General features: G+C 74.9%; 9 protein-coding genes. 8 read left to right on the top strand and 1 reads right to left on the bottom strand.

All coding sequences use genetic code 11. From position 1 onward, the window contains the following. Positions 1 to 397: 397 nt before the first annotated feature. From MOV08_RS25825 to MOV08_RS25805, 5 genes are all read left to right on the top strand, one after another. Positions 398 to 4,306, top strand: coding sequence for an FtsK/SpoIIIE domain-containing protein (locus MOV08_RS25825; protein ID WP_275311892.1), 3,909 nt, complete (start codon positions 398 to 400; stop codon positions 4,304 to 4,306). A gap of 857 nt (positions 4,307 to 5,163) precedes the next feature. Then, on the top strand, positions 5,164 to 6,483 hold the full coding sequence (locus MOV08_RS25820; protein ID WP_275311891.1) for an ABC transporter substrate-binding protein: 1,320 nt from the start codon (positions 5,164 to 5,166) through the stop codon (positions 6,481 to 6,483). A gap of 97 nt (positions 6,484 to 6,580) precedes the next feature. Then, positions 6,581 to 7,915 (top strand): carbohydrate ABC transporter permease, encoded by a 1,335-nt coding sequence (locus MOV08_RS25815; protein ID WP_275309022.1) that lies wholly within the window; start codon positions 6,581 to 6,583, stop codon positions 7,913 to 7,915. Further along, positions 7,912 to 8,847 (top strand): carbohydrate ABC transporter permease, encoded by a 936-nt coding sequence (locus tag MOV08_RS25810; protein WP_403404425.1) that lies wholly within the window; start codon positions 7,912 to 7,914, stop codon positions 8,845 to 8,847. Before MOV08_RS25815 ends, MOV08_RS25810 begins: the two co-directional genes overlap by 4 nt. Before the next feature lie 271 nt (positions 8,848 to 9,118). Continuing rightward, a complete protein-coding gene (locus tag MOV08_RS25805) occupies positions 9,119 to 10,075 on the top strand; it encodes a class I SAM-dependent methyltransferase (protein WP_039635954.1) in 957 nt (318 codons plus the stop codon). Between the two features lie 64 nt (positions 10,076 to 10,139). Here the strand turns inward: MOV08_RS25805 and MOV08_RS25800 are convergent, their stop codons facing one another. Then, a complete protein-coding gene (locus MOV08_RS25800; RefSeq protein ID WP_275309021.1) occupies positions 10,140 to 10,829 on the bottom strand; it encodes a class I SAM-dependent methyltransferase in 690 nt (229 codons plus the stop codon). Positions 10,830 to 11,081: 252 nt separating this feature from the next. On the opposite strand from MOV08_RS25800, the gene MOV08_RS25795 reads away from it, so the two are divergent. The 3 genes from MOV08_RS25795 (at position 11,082) to galE (ending at position 17,689) form a co-directional block, all read left to right on the top strand. Then, positions 11,082 to 14,651 (top strand): bifunctional glycosyltransferase/CDP-glycerol:glycerophosphate glycerophosphotransferase, encoded by a 3,570-nt coding sequence (locus MOV08_RS25795; protein ID WP_275309020.1) that lies wholly within the window; start codon positions 11,082 to 11,084, stop codon positions 14,649 to 14,651. 317 nt (positions 14,652 to 14,968) lie between these two features. Beyond that, positions 14,969 to 16,657, top strand: coding sequence for a glycosyltransferase family 2 protein (locus MOV08_RS25790; protein WP_275309018.1), 1,689 nt, complete (start codon positions 14,969 to 14,971; stop codon positions 16,655 to 16,657). Between the two features lie 45 nt (positions 16,658 to 16,702). Then, positions 16,703 to 17,689 (top strand): UDP-glucose 4-epimerase GalE, encoded by a 987-nt coding sequence (gene galE / locus MOV08_RS25785; protein ID WP_039635951.1) that lies wholly within the window; start codon positions 16,703 to 16,705, stop codon positions 17,687 to 17,689. The last annotated feature ends 34 nt before the right edge of the window (positions 17,690 to 17,723 follow it).

Here is a 17,723-nt window from a genome sequence, read left to right as displayed (position 1 = left end):
CCGAGCCGTTGGTTGCCCGGATTCCGGACGCCTCCGGGGCCGCTCCGCACAAGGGCAGGGGGCCTTCGCGTCAACACGACCGGAACCCGCGTCAGCGGTCCGGGTGCCGTCCGCCCCTGACCGCTTCCCCGGCACCCGTTGATCGAAAACGGCCGGTTCGGTGCGTGTAAGCAGGCAGTTTTCCGCCGGGCGCCGACCAATCAAGATCATTAATGGGCGGTCGGCGGGCGTGTTGTCAGCGGCAGGTGCGAGGATGCATCCCAGCACGCACGCGGTAGGGGCGCGCGGTCACTGTCGCGACGTGCATGGGACATGTCCGTGCCGACGTGCCCGGGGTGCGGTGGGGGAGCGAGCGGAGCCCCGGCCGGATACCCGGCAGAAGGGACCGTTGACGGCGATGCAGATCCGGCTGACCGTCCTCGGGCCGCGCAGCGGCCACACCACACGGGCCTGCGACGTCCTCGTGACGGCCCCCGCCGGGACCGCCCTGGCGACGGTCGCCGGCTCGCTCGCGGCGGCCGTGGCGGGCTCCGGCGCGGACATCGGCACCGGCGGCAGCAGCGCCCCCGTCGTGCTCTACGCCGGCACCGAACGGCTCGATCCGCAGCGCGCGGCGCTCGGCGAGCCGCCGCTGATCGACGGCGCGGTGCTCTCCCTCCAGGGCCCCGGCCCGGCCCCCGCGCACGGCCTGCCCCACGGCTCCGCCCGGCTCCGCGTCGTCTCCGGCCCCGACGCCGGCGGCGTCCACCTCCTGCACGGCGGCCAGGTCCGCATCGGCCGCTCCGCCGACGCCGACGTCCCCCTGGACGACCCGGACGTCTCCCGCCTGCACTGCGCCGTCACCGTCGAGCCCGACGGCTCCGTGTACATCGCCGACCTGCGCTCCACCAACGGCACCGTCGTCGACGGCACCGAGCTCGGCGACCTCGCCGTCCCCCTGCCGCCCGGCGCCCTGCTGCGCATCGGCGAATCGGCGCTCCGCCTCCAGTCCCCGCCGCGCACCCCGGACCCGGCCCTGAGCGCCACCCCCGACGGGGAGGGCCACCTCCGGGTCGCCTCCGGACGGATCGCCCCCGGAGCGACGGCCAGCGGAGCGACCACGTCCGGCGCCCTGTACGCCGGCCCGCCCCCCACCGCCGCGGGGGCCGACGGCACCCCGCCACCGGCCGTCCGGTGGACGCCCGGCGCGGAGGCCACGTCCGGCGACGGGCCCGGCCGCCGCCGGGACACCCCGCTGCGCGGCGTTCCCGCCCCGGCCACCGGGGCGCCCCACGGCACGGCGACCGGCCCCGAGGGAAACCCCGGCACGCCCGGAATCCCGCCCCGGAGCCCGGGCGGCCCGGCGACGGACGGCCTGTTCCCGCCCGCCGCCCCCGCCACGCCCTTCCCGGAGCCCACCCCCGACCCCACCGCCCACGGGCCGGGCACAACCGGCACCGCAGCACCCGACGCCGAGGCACCCGGCTCACTCCCCGGCCACCCCCCGCACACCGCACACACACCGGGACACCCCGGAGCGGAACACGCAGCGGAACACGGGGCCCGGGCCGCCGGCCACGACGCGACGACCGAGCACGGAGACGAAGCGCTGTCCGGCCACGGAGCCCCGCCCACGGGCGGGCAGACCCACGGCGGACAACGGTCCCTGGCCCCGGCCGAGTCGATGACCCGTAAGGCGGGCCGCCGCGGCGGCATCGGCGCCTGGGCGCGGCGGCTGGCCGGCGGACGCCCCGCGGTGGAGCCGTCGGACCCGACCCCGCACGACGCGTACGACACCCACGACGACGCCCCCGCCCCGGTCGACCGCGCGTCCCGCGCACCCGCCGGCAGCGCCCCCGCCGGCCCGGCCGCCGACGAACGCTGGCCGGACGCCGCCGCGGTCCTGCTCACCGCGCTCGGCCCGGGCCCCCGGCTCTGGGAGCGCGGCCCGGAGCACCCGGACGCGCTCACCGTCCGCCTGGGCACGGCCGAGCGGGACGGCGGCCGGTCCGTCGCGCCCGTCTCCGTCGAGCTGCGCCGGGCCGGCGCCCTCGGGCTGGCCGGGCCGCGCGGACGGCTCGTCGGGCTGGCCCGGTCCACCACCGCCCAGCTGGTCGCGCTGCACTCCCCCGGGACGCTGGAGGTCGTGCTGGTCAGCACCGACCGGGCGCACTCCCTGGAGGAGCGGGTGGCCGACTGGTCCTGGCTGGGCTGGCTGCCGCACGTCCGCCCGACCCGCGGCCAGGACTGCCGGCTGCTGCTCGCCTACGACAAGGAGCAGGCCGCGGCCCGTACGGCCGAGTTGGTGCGACGGCTGGACGACGGCCCCCTGGGCCCCGGCTGGCCCAGCGCCGAGCGCGCCGAGGTGGCCTCCGCCGCCGCCCGCCACCAGGGGCCGTACACCCTGCTGATCGTGGACGGCGACCCCGGCTCGTCCGCGCTGCGCGAGACCACCGCACGGCTCGCGGCGGGCGGCGCGGCGGCCGGCATCCACGTGCTCTGCCTGGCCGAGACCCCGGCCGCCTCCCCCGCCTTCCCGCTGGCCGCGACGCACGAGGCGGCGCGGGTCGCCTCGCCGGCGTTCGGCGAGTGCGGGGCGGTGGCGGTGCTCAGCGGCGATGTCGCCACGGCCCTGCGGGTGGTCCAGCCGGGCTCGGGGCCGAACGGCACGGTCGCGACCGTGGACGCCGTCTCGGTCGCCTGGGCGGAGCGTTTCGCCCGGGCGCTGGCGCCGCTGCGCGAGGTCGAGGCGGGCGGCGGCCCGGGGCCCGCGGCACCGCGCGCCGCCATACCGCTGCCGGAGTCGGCCCGCCTGCTGGACGAACTGGGGCTGGCCCGCGCCACCCCCGCGTCCCTGATGGCCCGTTGGGCGGCGGTGCAGGACACCGACCGGCCCAACGCCGCCGCGGTACTGGGCGCCGGGCCGCACGGCCCCGTGGTCGCCGATCTCGCGGCCGACGGCGCGCATCTGCTCGTCGAGGGCGCGGCGGCCACCGGCAAGACCGAGCTGCTGCGGTCCCTCGCCGCGTCGCTGGCCGCCGCCGACCGCCCGGACCGCCTGTCGCTGGTGCTGGTGGACGGCGCCGGCACCGAGCGCGGCGAGGGCCTGCGGGTCTGCACCGACCTGCCGCACGTCACGACGCACCTGGCCGCCTCCGACCCGCTGCGGATGCGGGAGTTCGCCCAGGCGCTCTCCTCCGAACTCAAACGGCGCGCCGAAATACTGGCCGGCACCCCCTTCTCCGAGTGGCGCACCAAGCACCTCCCGGCCCCGCGCATCATCGCCCCGCGCCGCTCCGCCGAAGGCACCCCCACGTCCTCCAGCACGTCCCACCCCTCCGGCACGTCCAGCGGTTCCCACCCCTCCAGCGCCTCTCACACCTCCCGTGCCGCCATGGCGTCCGGCGCCTCCCCCGCCACACCACCCCACCCCGACACCCCCTCCCCTCACACCCCCAACGCCCTCAACGCCCCAACCACCTCATCCGCCTCATCCGCCTCACCCCTCTCCTCCACCACCCCCACCCCACCCCCCACTTTCACAACGAGTAACGAATCCCAGGAACAAACTACTCTCAGTAATCGTTGCCGAAACAAGGAAGGAGGCAGCGGCACCCCGGCCGGCCCCGCGGACCACTCCCCCACGGGCACCCTGCGCCTACGCACCCGCCCCGGTGCCCCGCCCCAGGACCACATCCGCCCCGACGAGACGCCGACCCATCAGACGGCCCAGACGGCTCACCAGGCGGCCCACCAGGCAGGAGGAGCCCCGGCCCAGACAGGAGCCCCGGCGGCCGCCCCGATGCCGCGCCTCTTCATCCTGGTCGACGACTTCGACGCCCTGGTCTCCCCGGCCCTGGGCAGCACCGGCCGCCCGGCCGCCGGTTCCGTGGTGCGCGCCCTGGAGGCGGTGGCCCGGGACGGTGTGGCACTGGGCGTGCACCTGATAGCCGCCACCGGCCACCCGGACCGCACCGAAGGCACCGCCACCGCCGAACGGGCCGCCCTGCGGATCCAGTTGGGCACCGCCGCCGAGCCGACGCCGGCCGGCTCCGAGCCGGTGCCGCCCGGCCGCGGGTGGCTGCACCGCGCGGGGGACGGCGCGTCCACGCCGTTCCAGGCGGGCCGGGTGACCGGGCGGATACCCCGTACGTCCACGCTGCGGCCGACCGTGGTGCCCCTGGAGTGGTCACGGATGGGCGACCCGCCGGCCCGGCGCCCGCTGCGCGAACTGGGCAACGGCCCGACGGACCTGGCGCTGCTGGCCAGCGCGCTGCAACGGGCCGCCCAGTCCTCGGGCGCGCCGGCGGGGCCACCGTTGGTGTGAGCGTGAGCTGAGATGCGGGGGCCATCGCCACGGGGCGGGGCCCCCGCCGGCCTGAGGGCGCGATGTCGACGGGCCCGCCTGCCTGCGGCGGCCGTAGCCGTCGGCCTGCGGCGGCCGTAGCAAGCCCATGGCGGCAGTGGGCCCGTGGCGGCCGTAGCCCGTGGCGGCCGTAACGGGCCCATCACGAAAGGGGAGTTGGCGTGGGTGGCGGTATTGCGGAGCCGGTGGTGGGGGCGTAGGACTGTCGCACGTGCCGTGGCCACGGGGCGGGCGGAGCACCACCGCACCACCGCACCACCGCACCACCGCACCACCGCACCACCGCACCACCGCACCGGGATCATGCGAGGCACCGCCCCGCACCGGCACCAGGGCACGGCTTCAGCGCACCGGCACCAGGGCACCACGTACGGCAGCGGCGCATCGGCAGCAGCGCGCCCCGTACGGCACGCACGGCACTCGGCACGCAGCGACGCGGAACGGCGCCACAGCACGCACGTTCTCGGCACGGAAGTCACGTACTCGGTGTCACGTACCCGGCACGGCAGTACGGCAGTACGGCGCTCGACGGCAGTACGGCATGGCGGCGTGGCGTCGGCGTGTTCGGAAGGGGACGGCGCCGCGGCACCGGCGCACTCGCACGGAGGCGGCCCGCACGGGACGGGGACCGCTCGGCGGGCACGGGTTCATGGGGCCGCGGCAAGGGCTACGGAGGGGCTACGGGGATGCGCGGACGAGTCGACCGCATGGGGCGGACGGGCACCGACACCGGCACCGGCACCGGCGCCAGCACCGGAGGGGCGAGGGCGCGGCGGGGTGTGTGGGTGGTGGCCGGTGTCGCGGTGGTGGCACTGGGGATGGCGGGGTGCGGGAGTGGTGGTGGGAGCGGGAATGGTGGGAGGGGTGGGAGTGGGGGCACAGGAGGCGGGGGCGGGGGTGGGAGTACCGCGCCGACGGTGACCTTGCCGAAGCTGAGTGGGCAGCGGCTGCAGGTGACGGCGGTCTGGACGGGGGCCGAGCGGGACAACTTCACCAAGGTGCTGGCGGAGTTCGAGAAGCGCACCGGGGCGAAGGTCGACTTCGTGCCGAGCGGCGACGACATGGCCGGTTTCATCGGGTCCAAGATCGCCGGTGGCGGGCCGCCGGACGTGGCGCTGTTGCAGCAGGTCGGGGTGTTGAACGAGTTCGCGGAGAAGGGGTGGCTCAAGCCGCTCGGGGCGGACGCCAAGGCGCAGTTGGCGAAGAACTTCAGCAAGGGCTGGCGGGATCTCGGGGCGCACAAGGGCACCGAGTACGGGGTGTATTTCAAGGCCAGCAACAAGTCGTTGGTCTGGTACAACGCGAAGGTTTTCGAGAATGCCGGGGTGTCGGAGCCGAAGACGTGGCCGGAGTTCCTGAAGGCGGCGCAGACGGTTTCCGAGTCGGGTGTGGAGCCGGTGTCGGTGGGCGGGTCGGACGGGTGGACGCTGACCGACTGGTTCGAGAACGTGTATCTGTCGCAGGCCGGGCCGCAGAAGTACGACCAGTTGGCGAAGCACGACCTGAAGTGGACTGATCCGTCGGTGACGCGGGCGCTGACCACGTTGGGGCAGTTGTTCGGCCGCAAGGAGTTGTTGGCGGGCGGCAATGCGGGGGCGTTGCAGACGGATTTCCCGACGTCGGTGACGCAGACGTTCAGCGGGGGTGACACGCCGAAGGCGGCGATGGTGTCGTCGGCCGATTTCGCGGCGGCGAACATCGCCCAGACGAAGGCGAAGGTGGGGACGGACGCGAAGGTGTTCCCGTTCCCCGCGGTGGGGGCCAGGTCGCCGGTGGTGACCGGTGGGGACGTGGCGGTGGCGCTCAAGGACGGCAGGGCGGCGCAGGCGCTGCTGACGTTCCTGGCGTCGACGGACGCGGCGAAGATCTGGGCGCAGGCGGGCGGTTTCCTCTCGCCCAACAAGGAGCTGGACCAGGCGGCGTACGCGGACGACGTGATGCGGAAGATCGCCAAGGCGTTGGTCGCGGCGGGGGACGACTTCCGGTTCGACATGTCCGACCAGGCGCCGGCGTCGTTCGGGGGGAAGCCGGGGCAGGGCGAGTGGAAGGACCTGCAGGACTTCCTGAAGAACCCCAGGGACGTCGCGGGCGTCCAGCGGCGGCTGGAGCAGGACGCGGCCAAGGCGTTCAAGCACTGAGTGCGGGGCGTCGAGGTCCGGGTGCCGCGGCCCGGGCCCCGGTGCGGCCACGCGAGGGAGCCATGTCGATGCGATCGGGAGCGGGGGGATCGTCACGATGAGCGGTGCGGGCACGGGGGCGGGCGGGAGGGTCGGGGCGCGGCGGCGGTCGGTGGCCGGGTCGCGGTGGTGGGTCGCCGCGGTGTTCCTGTTGCCGGCGTTGGTGTTGCTGGGGGCGCTGGTGGTGTACCCCATCGGGTTCTCGGTGTACCGGAGTCTGTTCGATGCGTCGGGCAACGGCTTTGTGGGGCTGGGGAATTACGGGGCGCTGTTCTCGGACGAGGGCATCCGGACGGCGTTGAAGAACAACGTGGTGTGGGTCGTGGTGGCGCCGACGGTGTCCACCGCGCTGGGGTTGATCTTCGCGGTGCTGACCGAGCGGGTGCGGTGGGGTACCGCGTTCAAGTTGGTGGTCTTCATGCCGATGGCGATCTCGATGCTGGCGGCCGGGATCATCTTCCGGCTGGTCTACGACCAGGATCCGCAGCGCGGGGTGGCCGATGCGGTGTGGGTGGCGGTGCACGACACGTTCGCGGAGCCGGCGCCGTTCCCGGGGGCCAAGCCGCGGCCGAACGCGGATCTGCGGCCGTCGGGGGGCGGGGCGTTCACGACGCGGTCGGTGGTGCGGGCGGGGTCGTCGGTGGGGTTGCCGTTGGTGGCGGTGCAGCCGCGGGACGTGCAGAGGGCGGGTCCGGCGGTGGTCGCGCGGCCGCGGCCGGGGATGGTCACCGGTACGGCGTGGCTGGACTTCACGCGTGGGGGCGGGGGGCGGCCGGGTGTGATCGATCCGGGTGAGAGGGCGTTGGCCGGTCTGACGGTGGAGGCGGTCAGGGATGGCCGGGTGGTGGCGTCGGCGGTGACGGCGGCGGACGGGACGTTTGTGTTGCCGGCGGGGGCGGCGGGGGCGCGGCTGCGGTTGCCGGCGGCGAACTTCGCGGCGGCGTACAACGGGGTGGACTGGCTGGGGCCGGCGTTGGTCACGCCGGCCATCATCGGCAGTTATGTGTGGATGTGGGCTGGTTTCGCGATGGTGTTGATCGCGGCGGGGTTGGCGGGGGTGCCGCGGGAGCTGTTGGAGGCGGCGCGGGTGGACGGGGCCGGTGAGTGGCAGGTGTTCCGTCGGATCACGGTGCCGCTGCTCGCGCCGGTGCTGGTGGTGGTGCTGGTCACGCTGATGATCAACGTGCTGAAGATCTTCGACCTGGTGTACATCATCGCGCCGGGCTCCAGTCTGCGGTCGGCGAACGTGCTGGCGTTGCAGCTGTTCCAGTCGTCGTTCGGCACGGATGTGGACGAGGGGCTGGGGAGTGCGATCGCGGTGTTCTTGCTGGTGTTGGTGTTGCCGGTGATGTACGTGAATCTGCGCCGGATACGGAAGGAGCGCCGCCGATGACGTCGCCGATGTCGGCCGTGGAGGGGGCCGCGGTGCCGGCCGGACGTGGGGGGCGCGGGCGGGGGCGGCGGGCGGGCGGTGGGCCGTCGGTGGCCGCGCGGCTCGCGGCGCGCGCCGGGGGCGGTGCGGTGCGGGTCTTCCTGGTGCTGGTGGCGTTGTTCTGGCTGATGCCGTCGGTGGGGTTGCTGCTGTCGTCGCTGCGCGGTCCGGCGCAGATCGCCGAGTCGGGTTGGTGGCAGGTGTTCACCCGGCCCGCGCAGTTGACGTTCGACAATTACGGCCATCTGCTGTCGAACGGGAAGGTGATGGGGTCGCTGGTGACGACGGCGGCGATCACGGTGCCGTCGACGGTGCTGGTGGTGGTGATCGGGTCGCTGGCGGGTTATGCCTTCGCGTGGCTGGAGTTCCCGGGGCGGGACGCCTGGTTCATGGTGGTGGTGGGGCTGCTGGTGGTGCCGGTGCAGGTGGCGCTGATCCCGGTGGCGAAGCTGTTCGGTGCGGTGGGGTTGTTCGAGACGACGGCCGGGGTGGTGCTGTTCCACACGGCGTTCGGGCTGCCGTTCGCGGTGTTCCTGCTGCGGAACTTCTTCGCGGAGATCCCGCGGGAGCTGCTGGAGGCGGCGCGGCTGGACGGGGCGGGTGAGCTGCGGCTGTTCACGCGGGTGGTGATGCCGCTCGGCGGGCCGGCGATCGCGTCGCTGGGGATCTTCCAGTTCCTGTGGGTGTGGAACGACATGCTGATCGCGTTGATCTTCGCGGACAGCGGGCATCCGCCGATCACGGTGGCGTTGCAGCAGGAGGTGCGGCAGTTCGGCAACAACATCGATGTGCTGGCGCCGGGGGCGTTCCTGTCGATGGTGGTGCCGTTGGTGGTCTTCTTCGCCTTCCAGCGGCAGTTCGTGTCGGGCGTGATGGCGGGCGCGGTGAAGTGACCTCCCCCGGCAGGCCGGGAGGGACCCCCGGTCGGCGGGCGCGGGCGGCGGGGCGCGGTGGGGCGCCGGGTGGGAGCGGTGCGCGGGAGATGACCGGAGCGGGGGGTGGCGCTCACCTTCCGTTCATGTTGCTGCCCCACGATGGCGCCGCTCCGTGAAGCGCGTGGTGCGACGGGGGTGGTCGGCGGGCGTCCGCCGGACCCCGGTGGCGTGCCGCGCCCTCGTGTCGTATGTCGTCATCGATTCCCGACCGTCTGGAGACGGACCGCACATGACTGCCGTTACCGCAGACCAGAGTGCCGACCAGCTGCCGCGCCCGACCCGGCTGTCCGAGGTCAAGGGCTGGTTCTTCACCGCCGATCAGCTGCTCTTCGACTGGTTCCTGGAGCATCAGCAGGACCGGTCGGTGGCGGGTGACCTGCTGGAGCTGGGCGCCTACATGGGCAAGAGCGCGATCTTCCTGGGGGCGCGGCTGCGTCCGGGGGAGCGCTTCACGGTCTGCGACCTGTTCGACTCGCCGGCGGCGGACGACTCCAACTCCAAGGAGATGGCGAAGTCGTACGCGACCCTGACGCGCCGCGCGTTCGAGGCCAACTACCTGGCGTTCCACGACGAGTTGCCGGTCATCGTGCAGGGGTTGAGCGCGCTGGTGAGCGAGCACGTCGAGGCGGACAGCGTGCGGTTCGCGCACATCGACGCGTCGCATCTGTACGAGCACGTGCACGGCGACATCCTGGCGGTGCGGGAGCTGCTGTCCGACCGCGGGGTGGTGGTGATGGACGACTACCGTGCCGAGCACTGCCCGGGGGTGGCCGCGGCCACCTGGCAGGCGGTGACGAACCACGGGCTGCGGCCGATCTGTGTGACCGGCACCAAGTTCTACGGCACGTGGGGCGATCCGGAGCGGTATCAGGGTGCGTTGCGGGAGTGGCTGGCGGCGCGCGGTGACGTCTGGCACGAGGTGCAGGAGGTCAACGGTGCGCCGCTGATCCGGTTGAGCGCCAAGGGCGCGAAGGAGCCGGCGCATCCGGTGTCCCGTCACCGGGCGGAGCCGCAGCGGCCGGCTGAGCGGCAGCCGGAGGCGCGGCCGGCGGAGGCCGGGCCGGCGGCGGGGCGGCCGGCGCCGCGCCCGGCGGGCGGTGCGCTGCGCCGGGTGGCGCTGGACGTGCTGCCGCCGATCGTGACCCGGGCGATCGTGCGGGCCCGCAAGGGCTCCTCGGGGCGGTAGTTCGGGGAGGGGCGTCGGGCCGTGGGGCGGGCGGGCCGGCGCGGTGGTGCCGGGCCCGTCCGGTTCAGCCCCGGGGTACCTGTCCGACGAGCACGAAGGAGTTCGACCGCAGGACGCGGCCGGCGGTGCGGGGCAGGGGGTGGGAGTAGGTGCGTCGGACGGCCAGTCCGGCGGATTCCGCGAAGGCCCGCAGCAGGGGGAAGTCGGTGAAGCGGACGGGTTCGGGGCCGGCGCGGTGGCCGGCTTCCTGCGCGGTGATCAGCAGGACGCCGCCGCCGGGCCGGACGTAGCGGACGTAGGCGTGCAGCAGTTCCTCGGCCTGCTCGTCGTCGAGGTGTTGCAGGACGTGGGCGGTGAGCAGCGCGTCGAAGGCGCCGGTGCGGGCGTGCGGGCCGGCCAGGAAGGCGTCGGCGGTGTAGGCGGTCAGGCCGCGGGCGCGGCAGTGGGCGACGGAGCGCGGGTCGTGGTCGATGCCGACGCTGCCGGGGGCGCAGGCGGCGAGGGTGTCGCCGTCGCCGCAGCCGATCTCCAGGACGCGGCCGGGGCCGATCCGGCGCAGTTGCCGGGCGAAGGGGGGCCGGGCGGGCAGGAGCCGGGCCAGGCCGGCGCGTTCGCGGAGGGCGGGGAGGCGGACGGTGGAGGCGGCCGGGGCGGTGCCGGCGGGGTGGGGGGCGCGGGCGGCGGGGGTGCCGTGGGCGGGGGCCGCGGTGTCGGGGCGGTCGGTGGCGGCGGAGCTGTCGGTTCGGCCGGGCATCGCGGGACGGTCACCTTCCTGGGCTGCGGACGGTTGCCGGTGTCCGGCGCGTGGGGCACCGGGCACGCTGTCCCACGGTCTACGCCATCGCGCGGTCCGGGCCGTTCCGCCGCACCTTCGCCTCACCCTTTCAGCGCAGCGCCGGTGACCGGGCCGCCGATGGACGAGTTGAGGGACGAGTCGGCCGCATCGTCCCGTGTGTGTCCCGGGGTTGGCCCCGTGGTCCGCCAGTCCGGAAAGGCTCCTCCGCCCATGAAGCCTCGACTCACCGTCGTCGTCCCGGTCCCGCGCGGTGCGGGGTATGCGCGCCATGTGGAGGAGTGTCTGGAGTCGGTGGCGGCCCAGACGCTGCCGGAGCTGGATGTGGTGCTGGTGGACGACGGGCCGGCGGAGGAGGCGGACGGGCCGCCGGCGGGGCCGTGGCGGGGGCTGACGGAGCGGGATCCGCGGTTCCGGGTGGTGCACGACGGCGGCGGGGGGCGGGGCGGGGCGTGGAACGCGGGTGCCCGGCACGCCTTTCCGCACACCGAGTACGTGGCGTTCCTGGCGTCGGACGATGTGCTGCTGCCGCGGGCGTACGAGGACCTGACGGGGCTGTTGGACAAGTCGGGGGCGGATCTGGCGACCGGCAACGTCTACCGGCTGGGGGCGGCGGGCCGGAGCCAGTCGGTGGACCATCCGGCGGCGCGGGAGACGGTGTTGCGCACGCATGTCAGCGAGGATCCGGCGCTGCTCGGCGACCACTTCGTGCGGAACAAGGTGTTCCGGCGCTCTTTCTGGGACCGGCACGGCTTCGCCTTTCCCGACGGGGAGTGGTGCGACGGGGCGGCGGTGGCGCTGCCGGCGCACGTGCTGGCGGAGGCGGTGGACGTGCTGCACGAGCACGTCTGTTACTGGCGGCTGCCGGAGGGCGCCGGTCGGCATCGGCGGCCGTCCGCGCAGGGGGTGCGGGACCGGTTCGCGGCGGTGGCGCGGATGCGGGCGCTGCTGGCCGATCCGGCGCGTCCGGAGTGCGGCCGGCTGCGGGCGGACTACGACCGGGCGCAGTTGACCGGGGGGTTGGTGGACCTGGTGGCGGGGTTGCCGGGGGCGGCGCCGGAGGTGCGGACGGCGTTCCTGGACTGTGCCCGGGACTTTCTGTCGCGGACCGATCCGCGGTTGTTGCGGGCGCTGCCGGTGGAGCTGCGGATGCGGTGGTATCTGATCCGGGCCGGGCGGCTGACGGATCTGGTGGCGCTGTTGGCGCACGAGGCGCGCAGTCCGGGGGGTTTCGCGGTGGCCGGGCCGCCGCTGCGGCGGCGGGCGGTGCTGCCGGTGGCGCCGCCGGTCGCGTTGCCGGCGGGGGTGGCGCGGCTGGAGCGGGCGGACTTCCCGGTGCGGGCGGAGGTCCGGGAGGCGGTGTGGCGGGGCGGGGTGCTGCTGTTGCGGGGCTGGGCCTATGTGCGGAACCTGCCGGCCGGGACGCGGCACGGCTATCTGCGGACGGCGGTGCTGTCGTGCGGGCGGCGGCGGATCGTGCTGCCGCTGCGGACGGTGGCGATGCCGGAGGCGACCGCGGCGTCCGGGCAGGAGCTGCACTGCTACGACTGGTCGGGGTTCGAGCTGCGGCTGGATCCGGCGCGGCTGCGGCGCGGCGGGCGGCTGGTGCCGGGCGAGTGGCGGGTGGAGGTGCTGCTGGCGTCGGCGGGGGTGGTGCGGTCCGGGGAGTTGGGCGCGGCGGAGTGCGGTTCGGGGGCGGCGCCGGGGGCGTACGAGGGCACGGACGGGATGTGGGTGACGCCGCGGTATGTGGACGGGCGGCTGCGGATCGCGGTGGCCCGGCGGGCGCGGCGGCTGGCGGCGCCGCCGGTGGTGGCGGGCGGGGCGTTGGAGCTGGCGGTGACCGCGCCCGGTCCGGCGCCGGTGGCGCTGCGGCTGACGCACGAGGGGACGGGGACGGTGGTGTCGTTCCCGGTGGAGGGGGCTGACGGGGACGGCGACGGGACGGGCGGCGGGGCGCCGTCGGTGGACGGTGCCGCGCGGTGCGTCGTCCGGGTGCGGCTGGACGCGTGGGACGCGGCCCGGCCCGGGCGGGACGGTGCGCCGGCCGCGATCCCGCCGCCGCACACCGAGACGTGGCTGCCGGAGCTGGTGCTGCCCGGCGGCGGCGCCGATCCGGTGGGCGCTGCCCCGGAGATGGCGCCGGTGGTCCATCCGCTGTCGCACGGGCGGGAGTTGGTGGCGGCGGCGTCCCCGGCCGGGGAGCTGGTGCTGCACGACCGGGTGCCGCAGGCGTACGTGGACCGGGTGGTGTGGCGGACGGACGGGACGCTGCTGTTGGCGGGGGTGCTGCCGGATGTCGCGCCGCCCGTTCCGGAGCTGGTCCTCAAGCACGCCGCGCACGCGGCCGAGGTGGTCTTCCCGGCCGTGCACGACGACGGGCGGTTCCACTGCGCGTTGCCGCTGGCCGCGCTGCCGTCGTTGGCCGGACAGGTGCCGTTGCGGGAGGGCCGCTGGACGGTGCACCTGCGGGAGCAGGGGGCGGTGGGGTCGTCGTCGGACGCGCCGGTGCGGTGTGTGCCGTCGGTGTTCGACGGGTTGCCGGTGTCGCGGACGGTGCGCGGCAAGCCGTTCACGTTGGACCGGATGCGGCACGACGAGGTGTTCGTGGTGGCCGGGCCGGCGCTGCCGCCGGTGGATCGGGGCCCGTACCGGCGGCGGGTGCTGCGGGAGCAGCACTATCCGCTGCACCGGTCCCGGCCGCTGCGCGACACGGTGCTCTACAGCAGCTTCGGCGGCCGGGCGTACGGGGATTCGCCGCGGGCGGTGCACGAGGAGCTGGTGCGGCGGGGGATGGACGTGGAGCACCTGTGGGCGGTGCGGGACGCGCAGACCGCGGTGCCGCCGTCGGCCCGGCCGGTGGTGGTGGGCAGCGCGGCCTGGCACGGGGCGCTGGCGCACAGCCACTGGATCGTGACCAACACCCATCTGCCGCGCTGGTTCGTGCGGCGGGCCGGGCAGCGGGTGATCCAGACCTGGCACGGGACGCCGCTGAAACGGATCGGCGCGGACCTGGCGGGGACGCTGTGCGGGGGGCTGGTGCATCTGGCGCCGCGCCCGCGGCTGGGCCGGCAGTGGAGCGTGCTGCTCTCGCCGAACGCGGTGAGCACCCCGGTGCTGCGGTCGGCGCTCGGCTATGCGGGGAAGCTGCTGGAGACCGGGCTGCCGCGGACCGATGCGCTGCACGCCGCGAACCGGGACGAGGTGGCCGCCGCGGTCCGCGCCCACCTGGGCGTCCGGCCGGACCAGCGGGCGGTGTTGTACGCGCCGACGCCGCGCGACGACGTGGCGTACGACGCCTCGCACCACCGGCTGCACCTGCCGTTGGACCTGGCGGCGGCGCGGGCGGCGCTGGACGAGAGTCATGTGCTGCTGGTGCGCAGTCATCCGCAGGTGCCCGACCGGCTGCCGGCGCACCATGCGCCGTTCGCGGTGGACGTGTCGTCGTACCCGGACGCGACCGAGTTGCTGTTGGCCGCGGACGTGCTGGTGACCGACTACTCGTCGTTGGCGGTGGACTTCGCCAACACCGGTCGTCCGATGCTGTTCCTCACGCCTGATCTGGCGCACTACCGCGACACGTTGCGCGGTTTCAGCCTGGATTTCGAGGCGCGGGTGCCGGGTCCGTTGCTGTCGTCCACGGGCGAGTTGGTGGAGGCGCTGGGGGATCTGCCGGCGGTGGTGCGGGCGAGCGCGGAGGCGTATGCGGAGTTCCGGGGGGCGTTTTGCCATCTGGACGACGGTGGGGCGGCGGGGCGGGTCGCGGACCTGGTCATGGAGTGAGGGGGCGGGCCGCGGGGTGCGGGTGGCGGGCCCGGTCCGGTGGGGCGCGGGGCGGTCCGGTGCGCGGTGGCAGGATCGGCATCTCCCGGCGCCCGCGTCGTTACAGCATGTGCGGGCGCCCTAGCGGGGTGTCCGCGCGGGTTGGCCGACGGCCCCGTTGCGGGGGCCGGCTGGTCACGAGACGGCAATGAGGCGAAGAATGGCGGGCGGCCGGTGCAACCGCTCGACGGTTTTCGGCCTCTGACCCTGGAGAGGCAGGGGTCCGAACCCGCTCGCGCCAAGAGCTGCTGTCGACACGAAATGTAGATTTAGTGACTGTGAATGACGCCCTTGAGCCACAGCCTGGGCCTGCCCTCTCTTCCGCCGCGCAGGTCAGTGTCGTCGTCATCGCGTTCAACGACGCCCGGCACGTCGCCGACGCGGTGCGTTCGGCGCTGGCGCAGGGAGACCAGGGAGACGCCGTCGCCGAGGTGATCGCGGTGGACGACGCCTCCACCGACGGCACCGGCGCCGCCCTGGACGCCCTGGCCCGCACCGAGCCGCGGCTGCGGGTCCTGCACCGCGGCGAGAACAGCGGTGGCTGCGGGTCCCCGCGCAACGACGGGCTGCGGGCCGCCACCGGCCAGTACGTGATGTTCCTCGACAGCGACGACGTGCTGCCGCCGGGCGCGGTGCCGGCCCTGCTGGCCGCCGCGCAGCGGCACCGGGCGCCGGTCGCCGCGGGCGCCTGTGTGCGCCGGGAGCTGCCGGCCCGGCGCGACGTGCCCTGGCAGCCCGCCCTGTACCGCGAACCGGCCGTGTACGACAGTCCCGACATGGCGCCGCAGTTGGTCCGCGACACCCTCTGCGTGAACAAGCTCTACGCCCGGGAGTTCCTCACCGGCCACCGCATCGCCTTCCCCGAGGGCCGTTACCACTACGAGGACTTCGTCTTCACCGCTCGGGTGCTGGCCGCCGCGCCGAAGATCGTCACCGTCCCCGACACGGTCTACATCTGGCACGTCCGGCGCGCCGCCGCCCAGCAGTCGATCTCCCTGGACCGCAAGGACGTCGCCAACTGGCGGCAGCGCATCGAGGCGCACCGCACCGTGCTGCGGATCCTCGGCGACGCCGGGCGGAAGACGCTGGTGCAGGCCGCGGCCACCAAGTTCCTCGACCACGATCTGCGGATGTACGTGCGCGAGTTGCACACCCGCGGCATCGACTACCGCACCGAGTGGTGGCAGCTGACCCGGGACCACCTGGCGTCCTTCGAGGAGGCCGAGCTGCGCGCCGCGCACGCCCCGGCGCGCTGGCTGGCCCGCGTCGTCCTGGCCTCCTCCGCCCCCCGCGACCTGGACCGGCTGACGCAGCTGGCGGCCCGGCCCGGCCGGCTGCTGCCCCCGTATGCGACGGGTCCGGACGGTGCCCCGGTCTGGTCGGCGGACCTGCCCGAGGTACGGCTGGAGGGCCTGTCCCCGGGGGACACGGTGGACGCCGCCGACGAGGACGTGCCCGGTATCGGGGCCACCCCCGTGCTGCCGGTGACGATCGACGCCGATCCGGTGCTGGGCACCACCCGCGGGGTGCTCCGGCTCCGCGTCCACGACCTGTACGGCCGGCTGGCCGCGGCCGGCCCGGTCAGCGTCGACCTGACGCTGCAGCGCCGCCGCGACGAGCGGCCCGGCCCGGTGCTCACCGCGGCCCTGGCGCCCGCCACCGACGGCACCGCCTGGACGGGCACGGTGATGCTGGACCTCGCGCCGCTGACCGAGCTGCCCGGGTCCCGGCCCGACGAACCCGAGCCGTGGGACGTGACGGCCCGGGTGACCTGCGCGGACGGCACCGTCATCGGGGCCGGGCTGCGTGCCGTGGGCGCCGGGCTGCGGCGCCGGGTGCTGCCCAGCCGGCGCCGGCTGGTGCTGCTGGCCCAGCCCTACACGACCACCGGCGGTGCGCTGGCGTTCCGGGTGGCGTCCGGGCCGCGCAGTGTGTGGCGGATCGCCGCCCGGCGGCTGCGTCGCTGACCCGCACGCCCTCGTCCGTTTCTCCCTCTGCCTAGGATGGGCGCTATGTCTTACCTGATCACGGGTGGTGCCGGTTACATCGGCGCCCATGTCGTACGAGCCCTTCGGCAGGCCGGCGAGACGGTCGTCGTCCTCGATGATCTGACGACGGGCGTGCGCGCCCGGGTCCCCGAGGAGGTGCCGCTGGTCGTCGGCTCGACGCTGGACCGTGCGGTGCTGGACGCCACGATCGCCGAGCACGGCGTCACCGACGTCGTCCACCTGGCCGCCAAGAAGCAGGTCGGCGAGTCGGTGGAGATGCCGCTGCACTACTACCGCGAGAACGTCCACGGCCTGCAGACCCTCCTGGAGGCGATGGCCGCGGGCGGCGTCCCGCGCTTCGTCTTCTCCTCCTCCGCCGCCGTCTACGGCATGCCGGACGTGGACCTGGTCACCGAGGACACGCCCTGCGTCCCGATCAACCCGTACGGCGAGACCAAGCTCGTCGGCGAGTGGATGGCGCGCGCCGCGGGCAAGGCCCACGGCATCAGCACCGCCTGCCTGCGCTACTTCAACGTGGCCGGCACCGCCACCCCCGAGCTGGCCGACACCGGGGTCTTCAACATCGTCCCGATGGTCTTCGAGCGGCTCACCCAGGGCGCCGCGCCGCGCATCTTCGGTGACGACTACGACACCCCCGACGGCACCTGCATCCGCGACTACATCCACGTCGCGGACCTCGCGGACGCCCATGTCGCGGCGGCCCGCAAGCTGGCCGAGCCGGGTCCGGTGCGCGACCTGACCCTCAACATCGGCCGGGGCGAGGGCGTCTCGGTCCGCGAGATGGTCGATCTGATCGCCGAGATCACCGACCACCGGGGCGTGGTCCCCGAGGTCACCCCGCGCCGTGCCGGCGACCCGGCCCGGGTGGTGGCCGCCGCCGACCGCATCAGCAAGGAGCTGGGCTGGGAGGCCCGCCACGACGTCCGCGACATGATCACGTCGGCGTGGGCGGGCTGGCAGCACCACCACCCGGAGTCCCGCCAGGGCTGACGGCCCCGGCCGCGCGTGCTCCGTCCGGGCCGCC

This window comes from Streptomyces yunnanensis (assembly GCF_029011865.1).
Classification (GTDB): domain Bacteria; phylum Actinomycetota; class Actinomycetes; order Streptomycetales; family Streptomycetaceae; genus Streptomyces; species Streptomyces yunnanensis.
This window is presented reverse-complemented; position numbering and strand designations above follow the sequence as displayed.

Bases quoted from the DNA above. Each gene is read 5' to 3' on its own strand.
- MOV08_RS25825 (WP_275311892.1), top strand. From the start codon at position 398: ATGCAGATCCGGCTGACCGTCCTCGGGCCGCGCAGCGGCCACACCACA.
- MOV08_RS25820 (WP_275311891.1), top strand. From the start codon at position 5,164: ATGGCGGGGTGCGGGAGTGGTGGTGGGAGCGGGAATGGTGGGAGGGGT.
- MOV08_RS25815 (WP_275309022.1), top strand. From the start codon at position 6,581: ATGAGCGGTGCGGGCACGGGGGCGGGCGGGAGGGTCGGGGCGCGGCGG.
- MOV08_RS25810 (WP_403404425.1), top strand. From the start codon at position 7,912: ATGACGTCGCCGATGTCGGCCGTGGAGGGGGCCGCGGTGCCGGCCGGA.
- MOV08_RS25805 (WP_039635954.1), top strand. From the start codon at position 9,119: ATGACTGCCGTTACCGCAGACCAGAGTGCCGACCAGCTGCCGCGCCCG.
- MOV08_RS25800 (WP_275309021.1), bottom strand. From the start codon at position 10,829: ATGCCCGGCCGAACCGACAGCTCCGCCGCCACCGACCGCCCCGACACC.
- MOV08_RS25795 (WP_275309020.1), top strand. From the start codon at position 11,082: ATGAAGCCTCGACTCACCGTCGTCGTCCCGGTCCCGCGCGGTGCGGGG.
- galE (WP_039635951.1), top strand. From the start codon at position 16,703: ATGTCTTACCTGATCACGGGTGGTGCCGGTTACATCGGCGCCCATGTC.